The organism is Sphingobium sp. UBA5915 (assembly GCF_002431195.1).
Taxonomy (GTDB): domain Bacteria; phylum Pseudomonadota; class Alphaproteobacteria; order Sphingomonadales; family Sphingomonadaceae; genus Sphingobium; species Sphingobium soli.
This window is the reverse complement of record NZ_DJDV01000023.1, coordinates 79,313-100,058: the sequence shown is the minus strand read 5'-3', so window position 1 is coordinate 100,058 and position 20,746 is coordinate 79,313. Positions and strand designations below refer to the sequence as shown.

Annotated in this window: 24 protein-coding genes; 9 read left to right on the top strand and 15 right to left on the bottom strand. The window is 62.4% G+C overall.

Annotated elements, in window-relative coordinates:
- The 3 genes from carB to B2V90_RS03665 all read left to right on the top strand — a co-directional run.
- Positions 1–1,455, top strand: a 1,455-nt coding sequence (carB, locus tag B2V90_RS03675) for a carbamoyl-phosphate synthase large subunit (protein WP_293919690.1), incomplete at its 5' end; no start/stop codon positions are given.
- A gap of 80 nt (positions 1,456–1,535) precedes the next feature.
- Positions 1,536–2,012: a transcription elongation factor GreA gene (gene greA, locus B2V90_RS03670; protein WP_009821420.1), complete on the top strand. Its 477-nt coding sequence runs from the start codon at positions 1,536–1,538 to the stop codon at positions 2,010–2,012.
- Between the two features lie 4 nt (positions 2,013–2,016).
- Entirely contained in the window at positions 2,017–2,676 is a 660-nt protein-coding gene (locus B2V90_RS03665) for a rhomboid family intramembrane serine protease (RefSeq protein ID WP_228220316.1), read from the top strand.
- A gap of 60 nt (positions 2,677–2,736) precedes the next feature.
- Here B2V90_RS03665 and B2V90_RS03660 read toward each other — a convergent pair whose 3' ends face one another.
- The 5 genes from B2V90_RS03660 to B2V90_RS03640 all read right to left on the bottom strand — a co-directional run bounded on the left by B2V90_RS03660 (position 2,737) and on the right by B2V90_RS03640 (position 5,074).
- Complete coding sequence (locus B2V90_RS03660) at positions 2,737–2,958, bottom strand: DUF4170 domain-containing protein (protein WP_009821422.1); 222 nt, start codon at positions 2,956–2,958, stop codon at positions 2,737–2,739.
- 104 nt (positions 2,959–3,062) lie between these two features.
- Positions 3,063–3,704 (bottom strand): hypothetical protein, encoded by a 642-nt coding sequence (locus B2V90_RS03655; RefSeq protein WP_228220315.1) that lies wholly within the window; start codon positions 3,702–3,704, stop codon positions 3,063–3,065.
- Between the two features lie 3 nt (positions 3,705–3,707).
- On the bottom strand, positions 3,708–4,022 hold the full coding sequence (locus B2V90_RS03650; RefSeq protein WP_228220314.1) for a hypothetical protein: 315 nt from the start codon (positions 4,020–4,022) through the stop codon (positions 3,708–3,710).
- Positions 4,019–4,408, bottom strand: a complete 390-nt coding sequence (locus tag B2V90_RS03645; protein ID WP_009821425.1) for a hypothetical protein — start codon at positions 4,406–4,408, stop codon at positions 4,019–4,021. The genes B2V90_RS03650 and B2V90_RS03645 overlap by 4 nt, the downstream gene beginning before the upstream one ends.
- A 54-nt stretch (positions 4,409–4,462) precedes the next feature.
- Positions 4,463–5,074 (bottom strand): hypothetical protein, encoded by a 612-nt coding sequence (locus B2V90_RS03640; protein ID WP_228220313.1) that lies wholly within the window; start codon positions 5,072–5,074, stop codon positions 4,463–4,465.
- Positions 5,075–5,287: 213 nt separating this feature from the next.
- Between B2V90_RS03640 and eno the strand changes: the two genes are divergently transcribed.
- From eno to B2V90_RS03620, 4 genes are all read left to right on the top strand, one after another.
- A complete protein-coding gene (eno, locus tag B2V90_RS03635; protein WP_228220312.1) occupies positions 5,288–6,562 on the top strand; it encodes a phosphopyruvate hydratase in 1,275 nt (424 codons plus the stop codon).
- A 90-nt stretch (positions 6,563–6,652) separates the two neighbouring features.
- Positions 6,653–6,964 (top strand): FtsB family cell division protein, encoded by a 312-nt coding sequence (locus B2V90_RS03630; RefSeq protein WP_009821429.1) that lies wholly within the window; start codon positions 6,653–6,655, stop codon positions 6,962–6,964.
- 240 nt (positions 6,965–7,204) lie between these two features.
- Entirely contained in the window at positions 7,205–8,278 is a 1,074-nt protein-coding gene (gene pdhA / locus B2V90_RS03625; protein ID WP_009821430.1) for a pyruvate dehydrogenase (acetyl-transferring) E1 component subunit alpha, read from the top strand.
- The gene (locus B2V90_RS03620; RefSeq protein ID WP_228220311.1) at positions 8,278–9,663 is read left to right on the top strand and encodes a pyruvate dehydrogenase complex E1 component subunit beta; all 1,386 of its coding nucleotides are present in this window, start codon (positions 8,278–8,280) and stop codon (positions 9,661–9,663) included. Before pdhA ends, B2V90_RS03620 begins: the two co-directional genes overlap by 1 nt.
- A gap of 43 nt (positions 9,664–9,706) precedes the next feature.
- On the opposite strand, the gene B2V90_RS03615 is transcribed toward B2V90_RS03620, so the two are convergent.
- From B2V90_RS03615 to B2V90_RS03590, 6 genes are all read right to left on the bottom strand, one after another.
- On the bottom strand, positions 9,707–10,357 hold the full coding sequence (locus tag B2V90_RS03615; protein WP_009821432.1) for a TadE/TadG family type IV pilus assembly protein: 651 nt from the start codon (positions 10,355–10,357) through the stop codon (positions 9,707–9,709).
- Positions 10,357–10,938 (bottom strand): TadE/TadG family type IV pilus assembly protein, encoded by a 582-nt coding sequence (locus tag B2V90_RS03610; RefSeq protein ID WP_228220310.1) that lies wholly within the window; start codon positions 10,936–10,938, stop codon positions 10,357–10,359. Before B2V90_RS03610 ends, B2V90_RS03615 begins: the two co-directional genes overlap by 1 nt.
- Positions 10,935–12,839 (bottom strand): TadE/TadG family type IV pilus assembly protein, encoded by a 1,905-nt coding sequence (locus tag B2V90_RS03605; RefSeq protein ID WP_293919687.1) that lies wholly within the window; start codon positions 12,837–12,839, stop codon positions 10,935–10,937. The genes B2V90_RS03610 and B2V90_RS03605 overlap by 4 nt, the downstream gene beginning before the upstream one ends.
- 236 nt (positions 12,840–13,075) lie before the next feature.
- On the bottom strand, positions 13,076–13,741 hold the full coding sequence (locus B2V90_RS03600) for a hypothetical protein (protein ID WP_037542166.1): 666 nt from the start codon (positions 13,739–13,741) through the stop codon (positions 13,076–13,078).
- A complete protein-coding gene (locus B2V90_RS03595) occupies positions 13,738–14,337 on the bottom strand; it encodes a TadE/TadG family type IV pilus assembly protein (protein ID WP_009821436.1) in 600 nt (199 codons plus the stop codon). The genes B2V90_RS03600 and B2V90_RS03595 overlap by 4 nt, the downstream gene beginning before the upstream one ends.
- Positions 14,334–16,361 carry a TadE/TadG family type IV pilus assembly protein gene (locus B2V90_RS03590; RefSeq protein ID WP_228220308.1) on the bottom strand — a complete coding sequence of 676 codons (2,028 nt, stop codon included), beginning with the start codon at positions 16,359–16,361 and terminating at the stop codon, positions 14,334–14,336. Before B2V90_RS03590 ends, B2V90_RS03595 begins: the two co-directional genes overlap by 4 nt.
- Positions 16,362–16,522: 161 nt before the next feature.
- Between B2V90_RS03590 and B2V90_RS03585 the strand changes: the two genes are divergently transcribed.
- Together B2V90_RS03585 and B2V90_RS03580 are read left to right on the top strand one after the other, a co-directional pair.
- On the top strand, positions 16,523–17,179 hold the full coding sequence (locus tag B2V90_RS03585; protein ID WP_228220307.1) for a hypothetical protein: 657 nt from the start codon (positions 16,523–16,525) through the stop codon (positions 17,177–17,179).
- Positions 17,180–17,225: 46 nt separating this feature from the next.
- The gene (locus tag B2V90_RS03580) at positions 17,226–17,687 is read left to right on the top strand and encodes an EF-hand domain-containing protein (RefSeq protein ID WP_228220306.1); all 462 of its coding nucleotides are present in this window, start codon (positions 17,226–17,228) and stop codon (positions 17,685–17,687) included.
- Positions 17,688–17,767: 80 nt separating this feature from the next.
- Here B2V90_RS03580 and trmFO read toward each other — a convergent pair whose 3' ends face one another.
- The 4 genes from trmFO to B2V90_RS03560 all read right to left on the bottom strand — a co-directional run bounded on the left by trmFO (position 17,768) and on the right by B2V90_RS03560 (position 20,712).
- Positions 17,768–19,111, bottom strand: a complete 1,344-nt coding sequence (trmFO, locus tag B2V90_RS03575) for a methylenetetrahydrofolate--tRNA-(uracil(54)-C(5))-methyltransferase (FADH(2)-oxidizing) TrmFO (RefSeq protein ID WP_228220305.1) — start codon at positions 19,109–19,111, stop codon at positions 17,768–17,770.
- A 127-nt stretch (positions 19,112–19,238) separates the two neighbouring features.
- Positions 19,239–19,652, bottom strand: coding sequence for a hypothetical protein (locus tag B2V90_RS03570; RefSeq protein ID WP_228220304.1), 414 nt, complete (start codon positions 19,650–19,652; stop codon positions 19,239–19,241).
- 54 nt (positions 19,653–19,706) lie between these two features.
- Complete coding sequence (locus B2V90_RS03565) at positions 19,707–20,078, bottom strand: hypothetical protein (protein WP_228220303.1); 372 nt, start codon at positions 20,076–20,078, stop codon at positions 19,707–19,709.
- 79 nt (positions 20,079–20,157) lie between these two features.
- Positions 20,158–20,712 carry a GbsR/MarR family transcriptional regulator gene (locus B2V90_RS03560; RefSeq protein WP_228220302.1) on the bottom strand — a complete coding sequence of 185 codons (555 nt, stop codon included), beginning with the start codon at positions 20,710–20,712 and terminating at the stop codon, positions 20,158–20,160.
- Positions 20,713–20,746 lie beyond the last annotated feature (34 nt).

The following is a 20,746-nucleotide window of genomic DNA, read 5'->3' as shown; positions in this document are numbered from 1 at the left end:
ATCATGGTCAACTGCAACCCGGAAACGGTCTCGACCGACTATGACACATCGGATCGCCTCTATTTCGAGCCGCTGACCGCCGAGGATGTGCTGGAGATATTGAGCGTCGAAATGTCGGCGGGCACGCTGGCGGGCGTCATTGTGCAGTTTGGCGGGCAAACCCCACTCAAACTGGCGCAGGCGTTGGAGGACGCAGGCGTGCCGATCCTTGGCACCAGCCCCGATGCCATCGACCTGGCCGAAGACCGGGAACGCTTCGCCGCGCTGATCGACAAGCTCAAATTGAAGCAGCCCGCCAACGGCATCGCCCGCAGCCGGGAGGAGGCGATCGCCGTCGCCAACCGCATCGGCTACCCGGTGCTGATGCGCCCATCCTATGTGCTGGGCGGCCGCGCGATGGAGATTGTCGACGGGCAGGCGCAGCTGGAGGAATATATCGCCACCGCGGTGCAGGTGTCGGGCGACTCGCCGGTCCTCATCGACCAATATCTGCGCGACGCGGTCGAGGTCGATGTCGACGCGCTGTGCGATGGCGACGATGTGGTCGTGGCCGGCGTGCTCCAGCATATCGAGGAAGCGGGCGTGCATTCGGGCGACAGCGCCTGTTCGCTGCCGCCCTACAGCCTGTCGGCCGACATCATCGCGGAAATCGAGCGGCAGGCCGATGTGCTGGCCCGCGCACTGTCCGTGCGGGGCCTCATGAACATCCAGTTCGCGGTCAAGGACGGCGTCGTCTACCTGATCGAGGTCAACCCGCGCGCCAGCCGCACCGTGCCCTTCGTCGCCAAGGCGATCGGCACGCCCATCGCCAAGATCGCCAGCCGCGTCATGGCGGGCGAGAAGCTCAAGGACTTGCCGACGATCGACCGTAATGCGATCGACCATATCGCAGTCAAGGAAGCCGTCTTCCCCTTCGCGCGCTTCCCCGGCGTCGATCCGGTGCTCTCACCGGAGATGAAGAGCACCGGCGAAGTCATGGGAATCGATAGGGATTTTGCAACAGCCTTCGCCAAGGCGCAGCTGGGTGCTGGCACGGTGTTGCCGACCGGTGGCACCGTATTCGTGTCGGTCAAGGACAGCGACAAGCCGGTGATCCTGCCCGCCGTACAGAAGATGGCGGCCATGGGCTTCACCATCATCGCCACCGGCGGTACCGCCAGCTATCTGGAAGGGCAGGGCATCGCCGTCGAACGGGTGAACAAGGTGGCCGAAGGGCGGCCGCATATCGTCGACCGGATTACCGATGGCGACGTGCAGCTGATCTTCAACACGACCGAAGGCTGGCAGTCGTTGAAGGACAGCAAGGCCATCCGTACATCGGCGCTGCGCGCCAAGATCGCCAGCTTTACCACGGCGGCCGCCAGCGTCGCCGCGGCGGACGCGATCGAAGCCTTGCGCAGTCGCGCCCTTGAAGTGCGCTCGCTCCAATCCTATTATCCCGGGTCGCACGCCTGATCCCCTGCACAGGAATGACGATGCGGGGCGGCCCTATGCCGGGGCCGCCAAAGGGAAGTTTTGACGAAGGATTTACAGGAATGGCGACCGTCGAGAAGATGCCGATGCTGCAAATGGGCTATGACAAGCTCAACGCGCAGCTCCGCGAATTGAAGGCCGAACGGCCGCTGATCGTGGACGCCATCGAGGAAGCCCGTGCCCATGGCGACCTTTCGGAAAATGCGGAATATCATGCCGCCAAGGAGCGTCAGGGTCAGGTCGAAGCGACGATCAACGATCTGGAAGACAAGCTGTCGCGTGCGCAGGTCATCGATCCCAAGACCCTGTCGGGCAACAAGATTATTTTCGGCGCGACCGTCACCTTGATGGACGAAGACGACAAGCCGGTGAAATATCAGATCGTTGGTCAGGCCGAAGCCGATGCCAAGGCCGGCATGATCAGCTATTCCAGCCCGCTTGGCCGCGCGTTGATCGGCCGTGAAGTCGGCGATGAGGTGGAAGTGTCTGTCCCATCGGGTGACAAATTCTACCTGGTCGACAAGATCGAGTTCCTCTGACCCCGTGCGCCTGCCGTCGGGCCGCGCCACCAATGGACTGGCGGCGATCAGCGTCGCCGTCTTCCTGGCGCTGATCGCCGCCAATCGGGTCGAGGACGCCGCGATCCTTGGCGGCTTCATCCCCGCACGGTTCGGCGACCCGGGCCTGCTCGCGGGCATGGCCGCCGTGCCTGCCTGGCTGACGCCGCTCAGCTGCACCCTGGTCCATGCCGGGTGGCTGCATATCGGCTTCAACATGCTGATGCTGGTTTTCTGCGGCCGGCAGGTGGAGCATGTGCTGGGGTGGAGCGGGACGCTCATCCTGTATGGCGTCGGGGCCTATGCGGCCTGTCTGGCGCAATATCTGGTCGATCCGGCTTCCACCAATCCAATGGTCGGCGCCAGCGGCGCCATTTCCGCGATCATCGCTACCTATTCGCTGCTCTATAGCCAGCAGCAGGTGCGCAAGGTCGGTCCGCTGTCCGCAAATCTGGTGCGCGTCTTATGGCTAGCCGCCGGATGGATCGCGATCCAGTTGATGATCGGCGTTGCTACGTCCGGGGGCGCCGGCGCGCTGGGCCAGATCGCGATTGCGGCGCATATCGGCGGGTTTCTGGGTGGGCTTGCCCTCACTCGTCCATTGCTGCGCTGGCGTTTTCGCAAGAAACCGCGCGCCGTTCACTGAACAAGAAAAACCCGTTCGACCTTGGCGATCGAACGGGCGAAAATTCTTTGAGCTGCCGGCTCAGGCGGTAGGAAGTTCGGGTTCCAGCAAGCGGTGCAGATGCACGATGACATAGCGCATTTCAGCATCGTCAACCGTCCGCTGCGCCGCGCCCCGCCACGCCTTTTCGGCCGACGCATAATCAGGATAGACACCAACCAGATCCACCTGGTTCAGATCCTGAAATTCCAACGTCTGCGGATCCTTGACGCGACCGCCCATCACCAGATGCATTTTGCTCATGGCGTTATCTATTCTCCCTTGGATGATCGCGGAGCCTTAGCATCGTCTCCGCGATCCGCCAAGAAGAGGGACGGGATGCCCTGTTGCGTTCAGCGCAATCGCGATTAGCTTTTGGGCAACCGCGCCTTAACCGCGTCGCTGATCGCATCGACCTTAGCAACCACCAGCGCGGTGACGTCATCGGCCAGCCTGGACGCCTTGGCGCTGAGGTCGGCAGCGGCGAGATTTTCGCGCGCTGACGATGCGGCATCACTCGCCGCGCTGTACGCATCGTCAGCGCGATGACGCAAGCTGTCCGCCCCCTGCGCCGCAAAGGCCTTGGCTTTCGTCAGAACGCCGCCGGCCTTGTGCGTTACGATATCTGCTTCGTCGGCCGCGGCGGAACGGGCAGCGGCTGCCGCTTCGACTGCGCGAGCGCCCAATGTTGTGGCCAGTCCGGGAAGCGCCTTCATCGCGCGGCGGCTTTTCGGGAACATCCATGCGACCAGTGCGCCAGCGGCAACCGCGCCTGCAACCGCCATGACGGGATGATCCTGAACAATCTGATTGGCGCGCGTCGCGACGCGCTGCGTCCTGTCACGGGCGTCGGCATAGGCGTCGCCAGCCTTTTCCCGGCTGCTGTTGATCAACTCGCCCGCGCTGTCGCGCGCCTTTCCGCTGGTTTCGCGGATGCGGTCAGACGCGTTGGTCGCCGCGTCATTAGCGGCCTCGCGGGCGCGGGAAATCTGTGCGCGAATATCGGCCATCACTCAATCTCCGAATTGTCTATGTCTGTCGTGGAAGCGAACGTATAAGCGGCGCAAAAGTGCCGTGATCGGGCGACGGGCCATGAATAGGCCGAGCGCACCGACGGCCGCGGTGACCGCTATGGGGCGCTGCTGGACCTTCGCACCGACATAGGCGACGCCGTCCAGTGCAGTGGCGGTGACCTTGTCCTTTGCATCCTGCTTCAAGCGCGCGGGAGAAATGCGGGCTTTAGCGGCCTGCGCGCTGTCCACAAGGCGCGCACGTTGCGCATCGGCATTGGCGACGGCCGCGCGGTAGGCGATCTCGGCCGGCGTCATGGCGCAATCGCCTTCTTCATCCGGCTGATACAGCCCTTCGCGAGCAGCAGCAAAACTATGGCGACGATGATCCCGGCCGCAAATACGGCCAGAGCCGCCCCGAGCGGACCAATCATCGGCTCAAACACGTGGATCAAACCGACAAGAAGCGCAACCAGGCTGGCGAAAATCATCAGGAAGGCAGCGATGCCGAATATCGCTGCATTTCGAACGCCGGCCATGATGAGGCCGAGACGCAGCTTCTGCTTCTCCGCCTCGGCAGCGGCATAGGCGCGCGCGTCTTCATAGACCCGCTTGAACGCCTCCCCTACCGATTCCTGCCGCGCAGCCTCTTCGGGCCCCTCGGTATGCGGCGTGACCGCCGTTTCCGCTGGCTCTTCAATCAATATACCCTCCGCTGCGCGGGAATGAGCAGGCCCGCCATGCGCGGGCCCATAGCCTTAGGCCTTGTCGTCGGAACCCTTGGCCAAACGCATCAGGACGTAACCGACGACGGCGGCGGCGCCTATCGCCACGGCCGGACTCTTGCGCACGAAATCGCGCGCTTCGTCCATCAGCTGATCGACATCCTTGCCTTCCAGTGCGGTCCCGGCGCCAGCAACCTGTTCGGCGGCCTGGCGCGCATAATCGCCATATTGCGGGCCAAGTTTGGCGTCCACGGTGCCGGCGGTGTCGGAAATCAGCTTGGCCAGGCTTTGCATCGCGGTGCCCGTCTTGTCCTTTGCGACGATCGCCGCCGACTTGGCGGTCTTGCCCGCCTGGTCTTTCAACGGATCGACATGGGCTTTCCAATCCACCGAATTGATCTTTTCCTTGGCGGTCTTGGCGGCCTTTTCAGCCTGCGCCTTGATGGGAGCGATCTGCGCGCTCCATTTGCTCTCCGCGCCGTTGCTGCCTTCGTCAGCGGTTGCCTGCGTCGCTGCCAGCTTCATCGGCGCCGCCTCGACCGGTTCGGGAGTGATGACGGTCTTGGCGGGCTTGGCCTTTGCGGGCTTGTCGGCAGCGGGCTTGCGGCCGCGCTTGGCGGGCGGCGTTTCGGGGGTGTCGACCATCGTCCTGTTTCTCCCTTTCGATACAGTGTGTCGGCAGGTGTTCGAGCCCCTAATGCTTCGCGGGCGACTACAGTTCCGTTGCCGTTACATTTTGACCATCGGCATTTTTTGCGCGGGTGCAAGCCCCGCATTGCCATTGGTGCGGTCGCTGGCTAAGCGGAGCGCGAAATCGGCGACCGGCCGCGATGCAGGCCCTTCATTTCAGGAGCGATCATGACCGCCATTCTCGACATTCACGCCCGCCAGATTCTCGACAGCCGCGGCAATCCCACCGTCGAAGTCGACGTCATGCTCGAAGATGGCAGCTTTGGCCGCGCGGCCGTGCCGTCAGGGGCATCGACCGGCGCCTATGAAGCAGTGGAAAAACGCGATGGCGACAACACGAAATATCTGGGCAAGGGCGTGCTCCAGGCGGTTGCGGCGGTCAATGACGAGATTGCCGAGCAACTGATCGGACTGGATGCAGAGGATCAGGGCGAAGTCGATGCCGCGATGATCGATCTCGACGGCACCGACAATAAATCGCGCCTGGGCGCCAATGCAATTCTGGGCGTCAGCCTGGCGGTCGCGAAAGCCGCTGCCGATGCACGCGGCCTGCCGCTCTATCGCTATGTCGGCGGCGTCAGCGCGCATGTCCTGCCGGTTCCGATGATGAACATCATCAATGGCGGCGAACATGCCGATAACCCCATCGATTTTCAGGAATTCATGATCATGCCGGTCGGTGCGGACAGCATCGCCGACGCCGTGCGCATCGGATCGGAAATCTTCCATACGCTCAAAAAGGGCCTGCACGACAAGGGGCTTGCGACCTCGGTCGGCGACGAAGGCGGCTTCGCACCCAATATCGCCTCGACCCGCGATGCGCTCGATTTCATCATGCTGTCGGTGGAAAAGGCCGGGTACAAGCCGGGCGACGACGTTGTGCTGGCTCTGGACTGCGCCGCGACTGAATTTTTCAAGAACGGCAAATATGAGATTTCGGGCGAAGGCTTGTCGCTTTCGCCGGTGGAAATGGCCGATTATCTCGCTGCCTTGTGCGCCGACTACCCGATCCGGTCGATCGAGGACGGCATGGGCGAGGATGATTTCGAAGGCTGGAAGGCGCTGACCGACAAGATTGGCGACAAGGTTCAGCTGGTCGGCGACGACCTGTTCGTGACCAACCCCGCGCGCCTTGCCATGGGCATCGGCAAGGGGCTGGCCAATTCGCTGCTGGTCAAGGTCAACCAGATCGGCACGCTGACCGAAACGCTTGCCGCCGTCGATCTCGCCCACCGGTCGCGCTACAGCGCGGTCATGTCGCATCGCTCTGGGGAAACCGAGGATGCGACCATCGCGGATCTGGCCGTCGCAACCAATTGCGGGCAGATCAAGACCGGCTCGCTCGCCCGGTCCGACCGGCTTGCCAAATATAACCAGCTTATCCGCATCGAGGAGGAACTGGGGGATATGGCGGTCTATGCGGGGCGTTCGATCTTCCGCTGAACCGGGGCTTTCATGCCTGAAATGATCGGCTGGCCGCAAGTTGAATATTTTTCGCTTGCGGCCGGGCTTTCGCTGTGATTCCACTAGGCCATGGCGCATATCGCGAAACTCAGACTGTTGCTGGTGTCGGCCTTTGGGCCTGCGATCGCCTTGCTGCTGCTTTTGACCTTTGCCGGCTATGTGGTGCTGGGGTCGAATGGCGTGCTCGCCTGGGGTGACTATAGTCGCCAGCTGCATGGCGCGAAGCTGGAGCTTAAGAAGACGCAGCAGGCGCGCGCGGAATTGCGCAACCGGGTGGACGCGCTCAATCCGCGCCGGGTCGATCCCGATCTCGCTGACGAGCTGGTTCGCCGCCAGCTGGGCGTCATTCATCATGATGAAGTGATCGTGCCGCTCAACTGATACAGCGATTCCATGCGGAGCCGGTACCCGGCGCAACGAATTTGCGTGCCAAGCCGGCAATCCGTAATTTTGCTGCCACGATGTGCGGAAGCGACGCGACCGGCGTTGGATCGGGCCATAAATTCACCGTGTCAGCTATGGATTTTGCCCGGATTCCGTAGTGTGTGCAGTTGCAAACTATGCAACCCTGTCGCTATATCGGGCTTCCTTCCATCCTACCCACGCAAAAGGATAACAGCCTTGGCGAAATCAACGACGCCGCGTGCTTCGAGTGCAAAGGCACAGGCGGCTGCACCCGCCGGAGCGGACCATAATCGGCCGCGCCCCGAAACGCCCTCGGATTACGAAGCCAGCAAGGACGAATTGCTGGACTTCTACAAGCAGATGGTTCTGATCCGCCGTTTCGAGGAAAAGGCCGGCCAGCTTTACGGCCTGGGTCTGATCGGCGGTTTCTGTCACCTCTATATCGGCCAGGAAGCGGTCGCGGTCGGCATCCAGTCGGCGCTCAAGCCCGGCAAGGACAGCGTCATCACCGGCTATCGCGATCATGGGCACATGCTCGCCTATGGCATCGATCCCAAGATCATCATGGCCGAACTCACCGGCCGCGAAGCCGGCATCTCGCGCGGCAAGGGCGGTTCGATGCACATGTTCAGCGTCGAGCATAAATTCTACGGCGGCCACGGCATCGTCGGCGCGCAGGTGTCGCTGGGCGCGGGCCTGGGCTTCGCGCACAAATATAATGACGATGGCGGCGTGTGCGTCGCCTATTTCGGCGATGGCGCGGCCAACCAGGGCCAGGTCTACGAAGCCTTCAACATGGCTGAACTGTGGAAGCTGCCGATCATCTTCGTCATTGAAAACAACCAGTACGCCATGGGCACCAGCGTCAATCGCGCCTCCTCAGAGGATCAGCTCTATCGTCGCGGCGAAAGCTTCCGTATTCCCGGCATTCAGGTCAACGGCATGGACGTGCTCGCTGTGCGCGGCGCGACCGAGGAAGCGCTCAAATGGGTGCAGGGCGGCAACGGTCCCATTCTGCTGGAAATGAAGACCTATCGCTATCGTGGCCATTCCATGTCCGACCCGGCCAAATATCGCTCGCGTGAGGAAGTGCAGTCCATGCGCGACACCAGCGATCCGATCGAGGGCGTGAAGAAATATCTGATCGAGGCTGGCGTCGGCGAAGACGAGATCAAGAGCATCGACCAGAACATCCGCAAGACCGTGAGCGAGGCTGCCGATTTCGCCGAAACCTCGCCCGAACCCGACATGGCTGAACTCTATACCGACGTGCTGGTGGAGCAATATTAATGGGTATCGCAATCAAGATGCCGGCGCTCTCGCCGACGATGGAAGAGGGCACGCTGGCCAAATGGCTGGTCAAGGAAGGCGATGAGGTCAAGTCCGGCGACATTCTCGCCGAGATCGAAACCGACAAGGCGACGATGGAATTCGAAGCCGTCGATGAAGGCAAGATCGGCAAGATCATGGTGGCCGAGGGATCGGAAGGCGTGAAGGTCGGCACCGTCATCGCCGAAATGGCGGGCGAGGGCGGTGAGGATGCCGCGCCGGCGCCCAAGGCCGAGGAAAGCGCGCCGCCGGCCAAGGCCGAGGCGTCACCCGGCGCGCCCAAAAAGCCCGAAAGCGGCACCGCCAATCTGGCCGCCGAGGTCAAGCCCGCCGTGCAGGATCCGGCCATTCCCGAAGGCACCGAATTCGTCAAGACGACGGTGCGCGAAGCGTTGCGCGATGCCATGGCCGAAGAGATGCGCAAGGATGAGCGCGTCTTCGTGATGGGTGAGGAAGTCGCCGAATATCAGGGCGCCTACAAGGTCACGCAGGGTCTGCTCGACGAATTTGGCGGAAAGCGGGTTATCGACACGCCGATCACCGAATATGGCTTTGCCGGTGTCGGCACCGGCGCCGCCATGGGTGGTCTGCGTCCGATCATCGAATTCATGACGTTCAATTTCGCCATGCAGGCGATCGACCACATCATCAATTCGGCGGCCAAGACCAACTATATGTCCGGCGGCCAGATGCGCTGCCCGATCGTGTTTCGCGGTCCCAACGGCGCGGCAAGCCGCGTCGGCGCGCAGCACAGCCAGAATTACGGCCCCTGGTATGCGTCCGTCCCCGGCCTCATCGTCATCGCGCCCTATGACGCAGCCGACGCCAAGGGGCTGCTCAAGGCTGCGATCCGCTCGGAAGACCCGGTCGTGTTCCTGGAGAACGAACTGGTCTATGGCCGCAGCTTCGACGTCCCCAAGCTCGATGATTATGTCCTGCCGATCGGCAAGGCGCGGATCATGAAGCAGGGCAAGGATGTGACGCTGGTGAGCTATTCGATCGGCGTCGGCGTAGCGCTTGAAGCGGCCGAAACGCTGGCGAGTGAGGGGATTGACGCCGAAGTCATCGACCTGCGCACGCTGCGTCCGCTCGATACCGCCACCGTGCTGGAAAGCCTCAAGAAGACCAACCGCATCGTGGTGGTCGAAGAAGGCTGGCCGACCTGCTCTATCGCCTCGGAAATCGCGGCGGTCGTGATGGAAAAGGGCTTTGACGACCTCGACGCCCCGGTGCTGCGCGTCACCAATGAGGATGTGCCGCTGCCTTATGCCGCGAACCTGGAAAAGGCCGCGCTGATCGACGCGGCCCGCGTGGTCGAGGCGGCCAAGAAGGTCTGCTACAAGTAGGACGGGAAGGGCGGCCCCGCCGGGGTCGCCCTTTTTCGATCCGTCACAACCCGGTGACGGATGCGCACTTATTCTTGGGTGGAAAGCGCGAATCCGCCGCCGGCGTCTGGAACTGGGTCGATCGTGCGCGGAACATGGCGTGGCGCGAAAAATCGACCGGTAGGGAGAACATCCGGAACGGCGCGCTGCTGAACACCGGCTGATACCGATAGGTGACCTGCACGTGAAACAGCAGCTCATCCAGCGCCAATGTCCGGTTCCCCGGCAATGTGGCGAGGCTGGTCGACTGGATGCAGCCGACCTCCGGGCTCACGACATATTTGCCGTCGAACCTCTGCCACAGGATGCGGCTTTCGACCACATTGTCCGCATTCGTGTCGGTGCCCTTGACCGCGGTGATCACGATGCGGCCATGATTGCGCAGGTCGAACGGTTGCGCCGTCAGATCGAGGGCCGAAAACAGATCGTAAATCTGCGCTTCGCTGGTGCCGATCGCGCCCGCGCCACTTTGCGCCACAAGGTCGGCCGCCATGGTCGTCAGCCTTTGGGTCCGGTTATTCGCCATGACGTAATTCGCCATTTCGATGCCCGACAGCACAAATCCCAGGAACAGGGGCAGGGCCAGGCCGAACTCGACTAGGGCCAGGCCGCTGCGGTCCCGCGCCAGCTTTTGGACAAAGTGAGGCACCCGCATCAGGAGGTCCTTCGCACAACGGATTCGTTGCGGACAACAGTTGATCCGGTCAGCATGATGCTGTCGCCCAGCAGCCATTGCGCGCCCAGAAACCCGAACAGGATGCGCTTGGGAAAGCGCACGGTGTAACTGACGACATCGCCAGGGCCGCCCAGCGTTCCGGTTTTGGGCGTCGCCGCATCCCATTTGCCGTTGGCGTTGCGATCAACATAGGATTCGCCCAGGTCGTAATGGCCGTTTGCGTTCGCGTCCTCATAGGTTTCGGGATGCGCGCTGCTGAAATTTCCATAGACGATCGTTTGCACGCTGACATGCGCGCCGTCGGCCAGGGGGAAATTGCCCATGGCCTGTTCGATGCTTTCTTCCATAAGGGTCGTGCGCTGCGCTTCGGCTGTTTCGAGCGAAGCGGTCGAGATGCGCGCGGCTTCGGTCATTGCGCCTTCCAGCACGACGCGCGCCAACAGCATGTGTCCCAGTTCGATTGCGCCGCACATGAGCGTCAGCAACGCGGGGAGGATGATGGCGAATTCGACCGTGGAGACACCCGACCGGTCTTTGGCGAGGGGGGCGAAATGTCTCATTGGATCAGGTGGAGGTCGACGAGTTCCGCCGCCACGTCCTGGAATGCGCGCCGCAACTCGTCCGTGCTGCTGGTGCGGTATACACGGCCGGGCGCGCAGTTGTTGAATGCCGTATCGATGGCGGAACTGTTGGCGACCAGCGCGATGATGTAGATTTCAGGCGGGTTTGCTTCCCGCTGGATATTGGCGCACGTCTTTTCGAAGCGGCGCAGCATCTGCGTTTCCGAATTTGACTGGTTTGCCGCGATGCGGGAGTCGCTCCACCGACCGTACCAGGTGAAGGTGCGGTCCAGATAGCCGTTTTGGGATTCGCCGATTTCGTTCACGCCATCGGTCATGAATACCAGCGCGCGGCGCGGACGTTCGGTGGTCGGGTTGGCGCGTGTGAACACATCGTCCCGCACCAATAGGCGATAGCCCCATAGCAGCCCAGCATGGTGGATCGTGCCATTGGCCGGATAGATCGCGCCATGCTGATTTGCGATATGGCTGAGATATTCGCTCTTCATCCGTCCATATCGCGGCGGCATGGCCTCTTCGGGACATTGCCAATTGGGCGAGGGCATCGGCGTCGTATTCTTGCTGCCGGAATCCACCGAACCGCCCAGAGGATTGACCGTCGCGCTCGCCGGGTCCTTCCACACCGCGCCGTCATAATATTTGGGTATCCGCTTCCAATCGATATACCAGTCATTGCCGGCGCGATTTGCCGCTGACGGAGTATAATAGCTGCCATCCAGGCGCCGGACCACATCGTCGGCCTTGTTGGCATCGCCATTGTTCAAGCCGACATAATAATCGTAGAAATATTGCCGATAGAGTTCGGTGCGCGCCAGATAGTCCGCGCCCATTTCACCGAAAGCCGACTTGTCGATCCGGTAGAGATTATTACCTGGTTCAGTGTTATAGATGCCATAATAGGTGCTGCTAGGGTTGTCGGCGCCCGAGTTGCTCTTCGCGTTTGGCACATACATGGGCGGCACGAAAAAAGGCTCTACGGGCGGATGGCTGCCTTCGCCGGGCAGCGAACGCACCAGATCCCAGGCACCGGTTTCCGACGTCAGGCGATTCTTGTCCACGTCCTTCACCGTCGTATCGGCCATCACGCAGCCTTTCCACGCCAGATAATTGCCGCTGGCATGGCTGGGGACAGACAGGCCGTAGGCGCTCGCACCGGCAAAGCTGTTAAAGCCTTCGACCTTCTTGACCGCGTTGCCGGGCAGCAAATGGCCGACATTGACGGTCACGTCATAGCCGATGAAGCCCATGGCGAGATCGCGCCGGCTCGATGCACCCTGGTGAAGGATGTCGACGAAGTCATTCGCCGCCTCCTTGAGCGCGACCATCCGCGTCCGGCCGCCCGACAGGTTGGCTTTCATCGAGCCGGTGTCGTCGAGGACGACCATCACCTCCAGGGGGCGCGGCTGCAATTCGGCCTTGGCGACGGCCTGCATGGTGCGCGGCTGAAACCCGAATATCCGCATGAATGTCATGGGCACGATCGCGCGGGCGGTGATGGTGGTCACGTTGATTCCGCCGACGGTCTTGAAATCTGGCGTCAGTTGCAAATTGCTGACGCCCATATAATCCGACGCGAAATTACCGTAGAAATAGGCGCTCGCCTGCTTGTCGCGCGCTGCTGGCGAGCCATCGGTCACGGCAAAGGCGCGCGCGCCGGCCAGAGCGGCCGCATCCACCCCGGCCTGAAGCTGGGATTTCACCAGGTATAGCCGTCCCGCGTCAATACCCGCGCCCAGAGCGGCAATTACGGGAATGAGCCCTGCGGCCATCAGTGCCAACGTGGAGCCGCGGCGGTCCCCAGCGAGCGGCGCGAGCCTTTCATTGACCTTGCGCCAGCCATTGCGCAACCCAGTTGTAATCTTCTGACGCGGCAGGTTCATAATCATCCAATCCGGAGTAATATCCTGCGATATGGACGTAATTTCCTAATTTTTGATGTGCGGCCGCCGCAATGAATTGTACGGGAGCGGTGACTCATAGGCGTACCAGACGCAATGGCCTGTTCTCGTACGCGCGTAGGGGGCTCGCGCGCTGGCGCGAAGATCAGGATGATGGAGCGAAGCGCCGATATTGGCGGAAGCGAAAAATGCCGGGCGGCAGGCCGCCCAGTCGCGCGTCAGGTGCAGCGGGCGGTGTTCGCCGCCGCCAGATTGCCCGCATTCTTGATCGCCTGATCAGTGCGTTCGCGCACGTTGAAAGCGCTGGAGTATCGGATCACCTTGGGTCCGAAGATGGCGTTGCTGACGATCGGCTGATAGCGGTAGGCGACCTCGACGAACATGACCGCAGTGCCGCTCATCGCCTTCACCTTGGTCGCGGCCGTCGTGCCCGGCCCCATGCCGTCCTTCATGCTGGCGTTGGTCTGGCCATTCCCGGCAACGCCATAGCTGGACGTGAAGGCGCCATTGCCCCAGCAGCGCTGCCAGCGAATATATTGCCCCTCGTTCGGCCCGGTGAGCCCGTTAGGTTCCAGGTCCGACAGGAAGATACGGCCATTCGCCTGAAGCCTGAGCGACTGCGTGGATTGATTGGCGCCGATCATGATTTCATTCACATCGGCTTCGTCGATAGATGTGCGCACGCGTGAGGCATTGTCGGCCACTAGCATCGCGATCTGGCTAATCCGCAGATGGGCCAGGGCCAGATTGGCCGCTTCAAGCCCGCACATGCACAGGATCAGCAGCACCGGCAACGAGAAGGCGAATTCGATCAGCGCCAGGCCGCGATCGTCGCGACGCAACCGGCGCAGGGTCAAGAGCAGGGGCAGGCGCATCCTCGTCATGAGCAGCGGATCGTGGGCGTGGTCTGGTTGGCCCAGGGCTGGTTACGGACCATGGTCGACACCGTCACCGACTGGGTGGCGCTCCATCCCAGCAGCCTGGCCATCGGGAACAGGCGCGGCTGCGACAAGGTCACTTCATAATAGACGATGTCATCAGCGTTCCCCAGCCCGGTGCTCCCGCCCGATGTGTCGAATACGCCATTGCCATTGGCGTCCTCATAGCAGTCACCGCTATTATAGACGCCCAGCGGCGCTGTATCGGACGTGATCTTCTCCGGTTTGCCGACGCGCGAGAAATTATAATAGCTTTTCTTGACGATATGGGGTGGGCTGGCGTTCCTGGCGGTGATGGCCGACATCTGCTGGGTGATGTAGGCATCGAATTGCGCGCCATTGAGCGTGCCGACGGACGCGGCGCGCGCGGCCTTTTCAAGGACGCCGCGGGCGACGGCGTGCCAATAGGCTTGATAGCCCAAGTCGCCGATCGCCATGATGGTGAGCATGAGCGGCGGCGCGACAAAGCCGAATTCCAGCAGCGTGACGCCACGCGCATCGCGGCGCAGGCGCATCAGCTTCGATGCGATCCGCCCGATCATTGCGACACCCGCAGACCGCCGATATTCTTGGCGATGTCCTTGAACTTCTGGCTCAGCGACGCGGCGTCATAGGCCATGGTCCAGTGGTTCGAACTGGTGGCGCAATTTTGCAGGGGGGTCTGGATATTTCCTTCGGACTGGTTGCGGAACCCGATGACCCAGATGGTGATGCCCTTGGCCTTGATAGCATTGCACAGCATCTGAAGACGCGTGTTATGGATCGCGGTCAGGTCGGTATCGCTGGTGTTTCCCGGCGCCACCCGCGCATCGAGTTGCTGATATCCATAGGCGCCATAGACCTGCTGATAGGCACTCATGTCGCCGTCGGTCATGAACACGATATGGCGCGAAATGTTGAAGCCGTTGGGCGCGCTATTGTTGTCGCTGGCAAAAATGCCTTTGGGCGACAGGAAGCGCGCGCCCCACAACATGCCGATGTCATGATAAGTGCCGCCGACCGCGATCAGGTTGTCGATATAGCTGTTGAAGCTGCTCGACTGGCCAGTGGGCGTGCTCGTCCGATTGGCGTAGCTGGTCAACCTGCGCGACTGGCTGGGGCAGGCGTTCCACCCGCCGTCCTTGCGCGACTGCGTGTTGAGCCAGGTGCCCGACGAACTGCCGCTGCGGGTGAATTCGACATCGGGCCAGTGCGGACGCCATTTGGTGCCCTTTTGCGTCGGATCGGGCAGAGCATCGATGTTGAGATCCTGGGCGTTTGACGGGGTGCTGCTTGTCGATGTGCTGGCCGTGATATTGCTGTCCGTATCCCGTTCCTCGATGCAACCCGCCCATGTCGATGTGGACGCCACGACATTGCCGCTGGAATCGGTCGGCACGCTGGCGTCATAGGTGGGGTTGGCGACGGCGTTGCCGGTAATGAAGGATGATACCGTCAGCGGGAATTTGCCATATTCCCAACTCTTCTGCGGCGTCTGCACACTCCGGTCCGTCTTTGTCTCGACATAGTTGCTATACTGGGTGCGCGTGATGACGCACTGGCTTGGCTTCGGGGAGACATAGACCAGCTGCCAGCCCTGCCACTGCCACCCCCCCGTGACCGCTGCCGTGTAGGATGCATTATAGGTATAGCCATTGGTCGTCCGCGTCGTGACCGTGGTGGTGGTGCGGATCCCCGTGACTGGATCCGTGGCCGTCGTCGTGGTCGGCGTATTGACAACTGGCGTCGCGCTGGCGGGCGCAACGCATTGCGAAGCCGATCCTCCGCTGGTGCTGCTATAGGTGGTCGGTGCCGAAACCGATCCTGAGGTATAAATCCAGGAACCCGTCTCATTGGTTGCCGTGCCATAGGTCGTCAGCAGCCGCCGCGTCTGATAATCCCATGTCTCGCCGCTGATGCCGCCGACCAGATAGTTGGTCGGCAGCTGATAGCCGACATTGACCGTCGAACTATAGGGCATGAACCCATAACGGATGCGTCCCGTGCTGTTCGATCCCGCGCCCAGCGTGTCGTAGAAATCCTTGACCGCCTGCTTGAGCGCGGCGAGCCGCGTCGTCGAGCCGCCCTTGCCGTCGGAAATGGCATAGGCCATCGACCCGGTGGTATCGAGCACCAGCATCACGTCGGTATTGCCGATGTCGAACCGCGCCTCGCACGTCACCGACAAAGGCAATGTTTCATAGCGGAAAATCTTCATCACCGTGGTCGGCATCGTGGTGGATGCCGTCACCTGCACGGTGGTCGTTTCGCCCGGCTTGCTGCGGATGACGGGGGTGAAAGTCGCGGCCTGAAACGTGCCTTGCGGAAAATTGAAGTCGAAGAATTTCTTGGCTTCGTCCTTGTTGGCCTGGGTCATCGACGATGTCGTCATTGCCCGGCGCCCGGCGAGGGCGGCGGCGTCGCAGGCCTGCTGCATGCGCGCGCGCGCCATATAGGCGCGGCCCATGTCCAGCCCGCCGCCGATCAGCGCCGCCAGCGGGATGATGGCGGCGGCCACCATCGCCATGACATTGCCCTTCTGGTTGCGCGCCAGACGGCTCATAAAGCCTTGGGGATGTGTGTTCATCTTGCCCATCAGTCCGCAATCACCCATGTGACGCCCGACATTCCCTGCATTTGGGCTGGGCGATTTGCGCGCTCCTGCGTGCGCACGCGGGACTTGTTTAGGAAGACAATGCTTAAAATATCGCAAACCGGCCTCGAAAAGCCCCGCCGTGCAGGCCTGTCATGAGTGTCGAATCACTGCTGACGCCCCTGCCGCTACTCCTGTCGGCCCATGCCGGTGCGGACGCGTCGCGCCATCGGGCAATCTGGGCCTTCGACGCCCAATTGGCCAAGGTCGCGCGCACGACGCGTGAGCGGGCGATTGGTCAGATGCGCCTGGCATGGTGGAATGACGTCATCGACGACCCGGCCGGCATCAAAGGGCAGGGGGAGCCGGTCGTGGACGCGCTTCGTGCGACCGGCGGCATGGCCGCGACGGGCCTCGTTGCGATAATAGACGGCTGGGAAGTGCTGGTGGTGGAGCCGGAGATCGACGCGCAGGGGCTGCGCGACTATGCGGCCGGGCGCGGCGGCGGGCTGTTTCGTGCTCTTGCCGGGCACGGCGACACGCCCGACTGGCTGGTCGCGGCCGGACAGGTCTGGGCGTTGTGGGACCTTGCCGGCCATGTTGAGGAGGCGGCGCTCGCCGACGCATCGCTCCGCCTCGCGAGCGAATTGTCGCCGCTGGCCGACGGTGCGCGCTGGCCGACCGCCTGGCGACCGCAGCGCATCGCCTTCACCCTGGCGCGACAGAATGTGATGAAGGGACGCGGCGCACCGCGTGGAATGCCGCGTGGCCTGGCGTTCAGGCTGTTGCGGATCGCGCTTGTCGGGCGCTGACGCATCGGGTTAGGCTGCGGACGCGCGCGGATGGAGGAGGGCGACGATGGGGCGAATGCTGGCGGGCGGCATGGCGGCATTGCTGCTGATGGCTGGCGGCCTTTTCTGGTGGTCGAGCCGCGCGAGCCAGGCTCCCTTGCCGCAACTGGCCACCGCGCCGCCGCCGCCCGTGATCGAACCGCTGCCCAAAGGGGACCCCAATACCAGGGGAAAACCGCCGCCCATGCCGGCGGAGGCCAGCCCCCAAACCCGTGAGCAGAAGCGCTTTGCCCGCTATGACAGGGACCGCGACGGCGTCATCACCCGGCTGGAAATGATGGGCAGCCGGACCAAGGCGTTCAAGGCGCTGGACAAGGATGGCGACAACCTGCTGTCCTTCGAGGAATGGGCGGTCGCGACGTCCGATCGCTTCGCCAGCGCTGACGCGAACAAGGATGGCAAGCTTACCCCCGCCGAATTCGCCACCACCGCGCCCAAGCGGACGCCGAAGCCCAAGTGCACATGCTAGGCTCTCCGTTCAGTTCGAGCCTGTTCAGAACCGGTGTGCGAGGGTTCTCGACAAGCTCGAATTGAACGGTGTTTATATGTTTAAGCCAATTCCAGTTCGCCCATCCATGCGCCCAGCGACGAGCGCGCGCGCGCGGTATAGGCTTCCTTGCGCTGTTTCTTCTTCACGTCATCCAGCGGCGGAAACAGGCCGAAATTGACGTTCATCGGTTGATAGTCGGCGGTCGCGACATTGCCCGTCACATGGCCAAGCAGCGCGCCCAGCGCCGTGTCGGCCGGCGGCGGCGTCATCGCCCGGCTTAGCAGTTCGGCCGCGGCGAAGCGTCCAGCGATAAGGCCGATGGCCGCGCTTTCGACATAGCCTTCGCATCCCGTCATCTGTCCGGCAAAGCGGATATGCGGCGCGCTTTTGAGGCGCAGCGTCGCATCCAGCAACTTGGGGCTCTGAATGAAGGTGTTGCGATGCAGACCGCCGAGCCGCGCAAACTCCGCCTTTTCCAGGCCAGGAATGGTGCGGAACAGCTCCACCTGCGCGCCATGTTTCAGCTTGGTTTGAAAGCCCACCATGTTCCAGAGCGTGCCCGACGCATTGTCCTGCCGCAACTGCACCACCGCGTAAGGCCAGCGGCCAGTGCGCGGATTATCGAGGCCCATCGGCTTCATCGGCCCGTGGCGCAGCGTTTCCGGCCCGCGCGACGCCATCACCTCGATCGGCATGCAGCCCTCGAAATAGGGGGTGTTGGCCTCCCATTCCTTGAACTCGGTCTTCTCGCCGTCCAGCAGCCCCTGGACGAAGGCGTGATACTGGTCCTTGTCCATCGGGCAATTGATATAATCCTTGCCCTCGCCGCCGCCGGGACCAATCTTGTCCCAGCGATTGGCCATCCAGCATTGCTCCATGTCGATGCTGTCGCGGTGAATAACCGGCGCGATCGCGTCGAAAAAGGCCAGATGCTCCATCCCCGCCGCCTGGCCGATGCTTGTCGCCAGCACCGGCGCGGTCAGCGGCCCGGTGGCTACGATCGTCATGCCTTCGTCCGGCAACGCGTCGATCCGTTCGCGCACGATTTCGATATTGGGATGCTCGGCCAGCGCGCGCGTGACAGCCTGCGAAAATACATGGCGGTCGACCGCGAGTGCCGATCCGGCCGGCACCTTGGCTGGCTCCGCGCTTGCCATGATAAGCGACCCCAGCCGCCGCATCTCCTGATGCAGCAGGCCAACGGCATTCTTGTCGGCATCGTCGGACCGGAAACTGTTGGAACAGACCAGTTCCGCCAGCCCGTCCGTCTGGTGCGCCGGGGTCATGTCCCCCGCGCCGCGCATTTCCGACAGCCGCACGCGGACGCCCGCCTGCGCCAACTGCCAGGCCGCCTCCGACCCGGCCAGCCCGCCGCCAATGATATGCACCTGATGATGGGACATGGTTCGCCTGACTTCGATTATAGCTGCTAAAAAGGGGAGGAGGGGCGCCAGTGGGGCATAAACCCGCCCTGTGCAAGCGCTATAGCCCGTCCCCGCGCCTCAGGCCAAGGGTTCAGGCGCTATGGGCTCAGGCGGCGGTGCGGCTATGGGACAGCCAGGCGCAAACCCCGCTGGTGGCGATCAGGGCGAAGCTCACTGTGCCGGATGAGGTAAACAGGCCTATTGCCCAAACGAAAGCTGCCCCGGTCAGCAGGCCCGCCGCCGCCCAGGCCGGCCGGGCGGACAGGATGTCGAAGCGATCGGCCAAATGATGCATGAGGAAGGTGCCGGCAGCGATCGGCGAGCAGGCCACGAAGGGGCCGAAGATCAAGGCGAAGAGCAAGACTACCGGAATGCCCAGCAATGCCGCCGGCTCCAGGTCGATCGCGTCTGGCAACTCCATATACGCCATGGCCGCCAGGCTGAGCGCGACGCACAAGGGGCCGGCGGTCAGAATGGCCCGGCTGGCGCCACGGAAAGCGGTCTTGGGCGGTTCATACATGGTGACCTCCTGCAGCGAAAGGGAGGGGCCGCACCGCCGCCCCTCCATGGCGTGTCAAGCGGCCTGCGGATGGCCGTCGGTCAGCCAGCCATTCACCTTGCGCCCGAAATGCGCGATCGCGCCCATGTTGAAAAAGTGCATGCCGCCCAGCACGATAACGGCCAGACCGACCTTGCCGCTCAGGAAACGGATCGCGTCTGCATAGGTGACGGGTTCCTTACCCAGGCTCAGCGTCAGGGTGATGAAGCCGATATTGACGAGGTAGAAGCCGACGACCAGCAGGTGATTGGTCGACCGCGCCAGCTGCGCATTATGGCCAAAACACTGGACCAGAAACACTTCGCCATTTTTGGACAGGGTGCGCGCGACCCAGATGGTGATCCCGATGGTGATTCCCAGATAGAGGGCATAGGCAGTCTCGACCATGATGCGTCTCCTTTCAAATATTCCGTAATTTCGGTAAATTCAGAAATCAATGGGCGTGAAAACGGATACCACGTCGGCGTTAGCCGCTATTCGCATCCTTCTTTCCGCCGGGCAGGAAGCGGACGACTTTGCCGCCCAGCTTCATCAGCGCGACCAATGTGGGCTTGGGCAGCACGCGCATCTGCTCATACCAATTGCCCAAGGTGGATAGAAACTCGTGCATGCGGGTGATGCGTTCGCGCACATGGGGCGGGCAGGTGGCGTCCTTGGCCAGGCGTTGGGCCAATTCATTAAGCAGCGCGATGGTCGGGTCGATCTCGCGCCGCTTGCGCTCGGCCGCGATGCGGGTGAGCATTTCCCACAGGTCCAGTTCCGCCACGAAATGGTCGCGCCGGTCGCCCTCGACATGCACGCGCCGAACGATGGCGTAGGACTGCAATTCCTTGAGTGCCGTCGATACGTTGGAGCGGGCGAGCCCGAGCTGGTCGACAATTTCGTCCGCGGGCAGGGGCCGGTCCGACAGGTAGAGGAGGGCATGCACCTGGCTCACCGACCGGTTGACGCCCCACTGCGTCCCCATCTCGCCCCAATGGAGCAGGAACGCCTTGGCGTCGGGATGGTCAAGCAGTGACATGATGTTCCTTTCTGTAAAAACAGAAATAACGGAA

Coding starts and splice junctions, on each gene's coding strand:
- B2V90_RS03590 (WP_228220308.1), bottom strand. CDS start 16,361: ATGAACACACATCCCCAAGGCTTTATGAGCCGTCTGGCGCGCAACCAG.
- B2V90_RS03630 (WP_009821429.1), top strand. CDS start 6,653: ATGGCGCATATCGCGAAACTCAGACTGTTGCTGGTGTCGGCCTTTGGG.
- B2V90_RS03660 (WP_009821422.1), bottom strand. CDS start 2,958: ATGAGCAAAATGCATCTGGTGATGGGCGGTCGCGTCAAGGATCCGCAG.
- B2V90_RS03585 (WP_228220307.1), top strand. CDS start 16,523: ATGAGTGTCGAATCACTGCTGACGCCCCTGCCGCTACTCCTGTCGGCC.
- eno (WP_228220312.1), top strand. CDS start 5,288: ATGACCGCCATTCTCGACATTCACGCCCGCCAGATTCTCGACAGCCGC.
- B2V90_RS03580 (WP_228220306.1), top strand. CDS start 17,226: ATGGGGCGAATGCTGGCGGGCGGCATGGCGGCATTGCTGCTGATGGCT.
- greA (WP_009821420.1), top strand. CDS start 1,536: ATGGCGACCGTCGAGAAGATGCCGATGCTGCAAATGGGCTATGACAAG.
- B2V90_RS03595 (WP_009821436.1), bottom strand. CDS start 14,337: ATGATCGGGCGGATCGCATCGAAGCTGATGCGCCTGCGCCGCGATGCG.
- B2V90_RS03600 (WP_037542166.1), bottom strand. CDS start 13,741: ATGACGAGGATGCGCCTGCCCCTGCTCTTGACCCTGCGCCGGTTGCGT.
- B2V90_RS03560 (WP_228220302.1), bottom strand. CDS start 20,712: ATGTCACTGCTTGACCATCCCGACGCCAAGGCGTTCCTGCTCCATTGG.
- B2V90_RS03615 (WP_009821432.1), bottom strand. CDS start 10,357: ATGCGGGTGCCTCACTTTGTCCAAAAGCTGGCGCGGGACCGCAGCGGC.
- B2V90_RS03650 (WP_228220314.1), bottom strand. CDS start 4,022: ATGACGCCGGCCGAGATCGCCTACCGCGCGGCCGTCGCCAATGCCGAT.
- B2V90_RS03655 (WP_228220315.1), bottom strand. CDS start 3,704: ATGGCCGATATTCGCGCACAGATTTCCCGCGCCCGCGAGGCCGCTAAT.
- trmFO (WP_228220305.1), bottom strand. CDS start 19,111: ATGTCCCATCATCAGGTGCATATCATTGGCGGCGGGCTGGCCGGGTCG.
- B2V90_RS03610 (WP_228220310.1), bottom strand. CDS start 10,938: ATGAGACATTTCGCCCCCCTCGCCAAAGACCGGTCGGGTGTCTCCACG.
- B2V90_RS03565 (WP_228220303.1), bottom strand. CDS start 20,078: ATGGTCGAGACTGCCTATGCCCTCTATCTGGGAATCACCATCGGGATC.
- B2V90_RS03605 (WP_293919687.1), bottom strand. CDS start 12,839: ATGAACCTGCCGCGTCAGAAGATTACAACTGGGTTGCGCAATGGCTGG.
- B2V90_RS03570 (WP_228220304.1), bottom strand. CDS start 19,652: ATGTATGAACCGCCCAAGACCGCTTTCCGTGGCGCCAGCCGGGCCATT.
- B2V90_RS03620 (WP_228220311.1), top strand. CDS start 8,278: ATGGGTATCGCAATCAAGATGCCGGCGCTCTCGCCGACGATGGAAGAG.
- B2V90_RS03640 (WP_228220313.1), bottom strand. CDS start 5,074: ATGGTCGACACCCCCGAAACGCCGCCCGCCAAGCGCGGCCGCAAGCCC.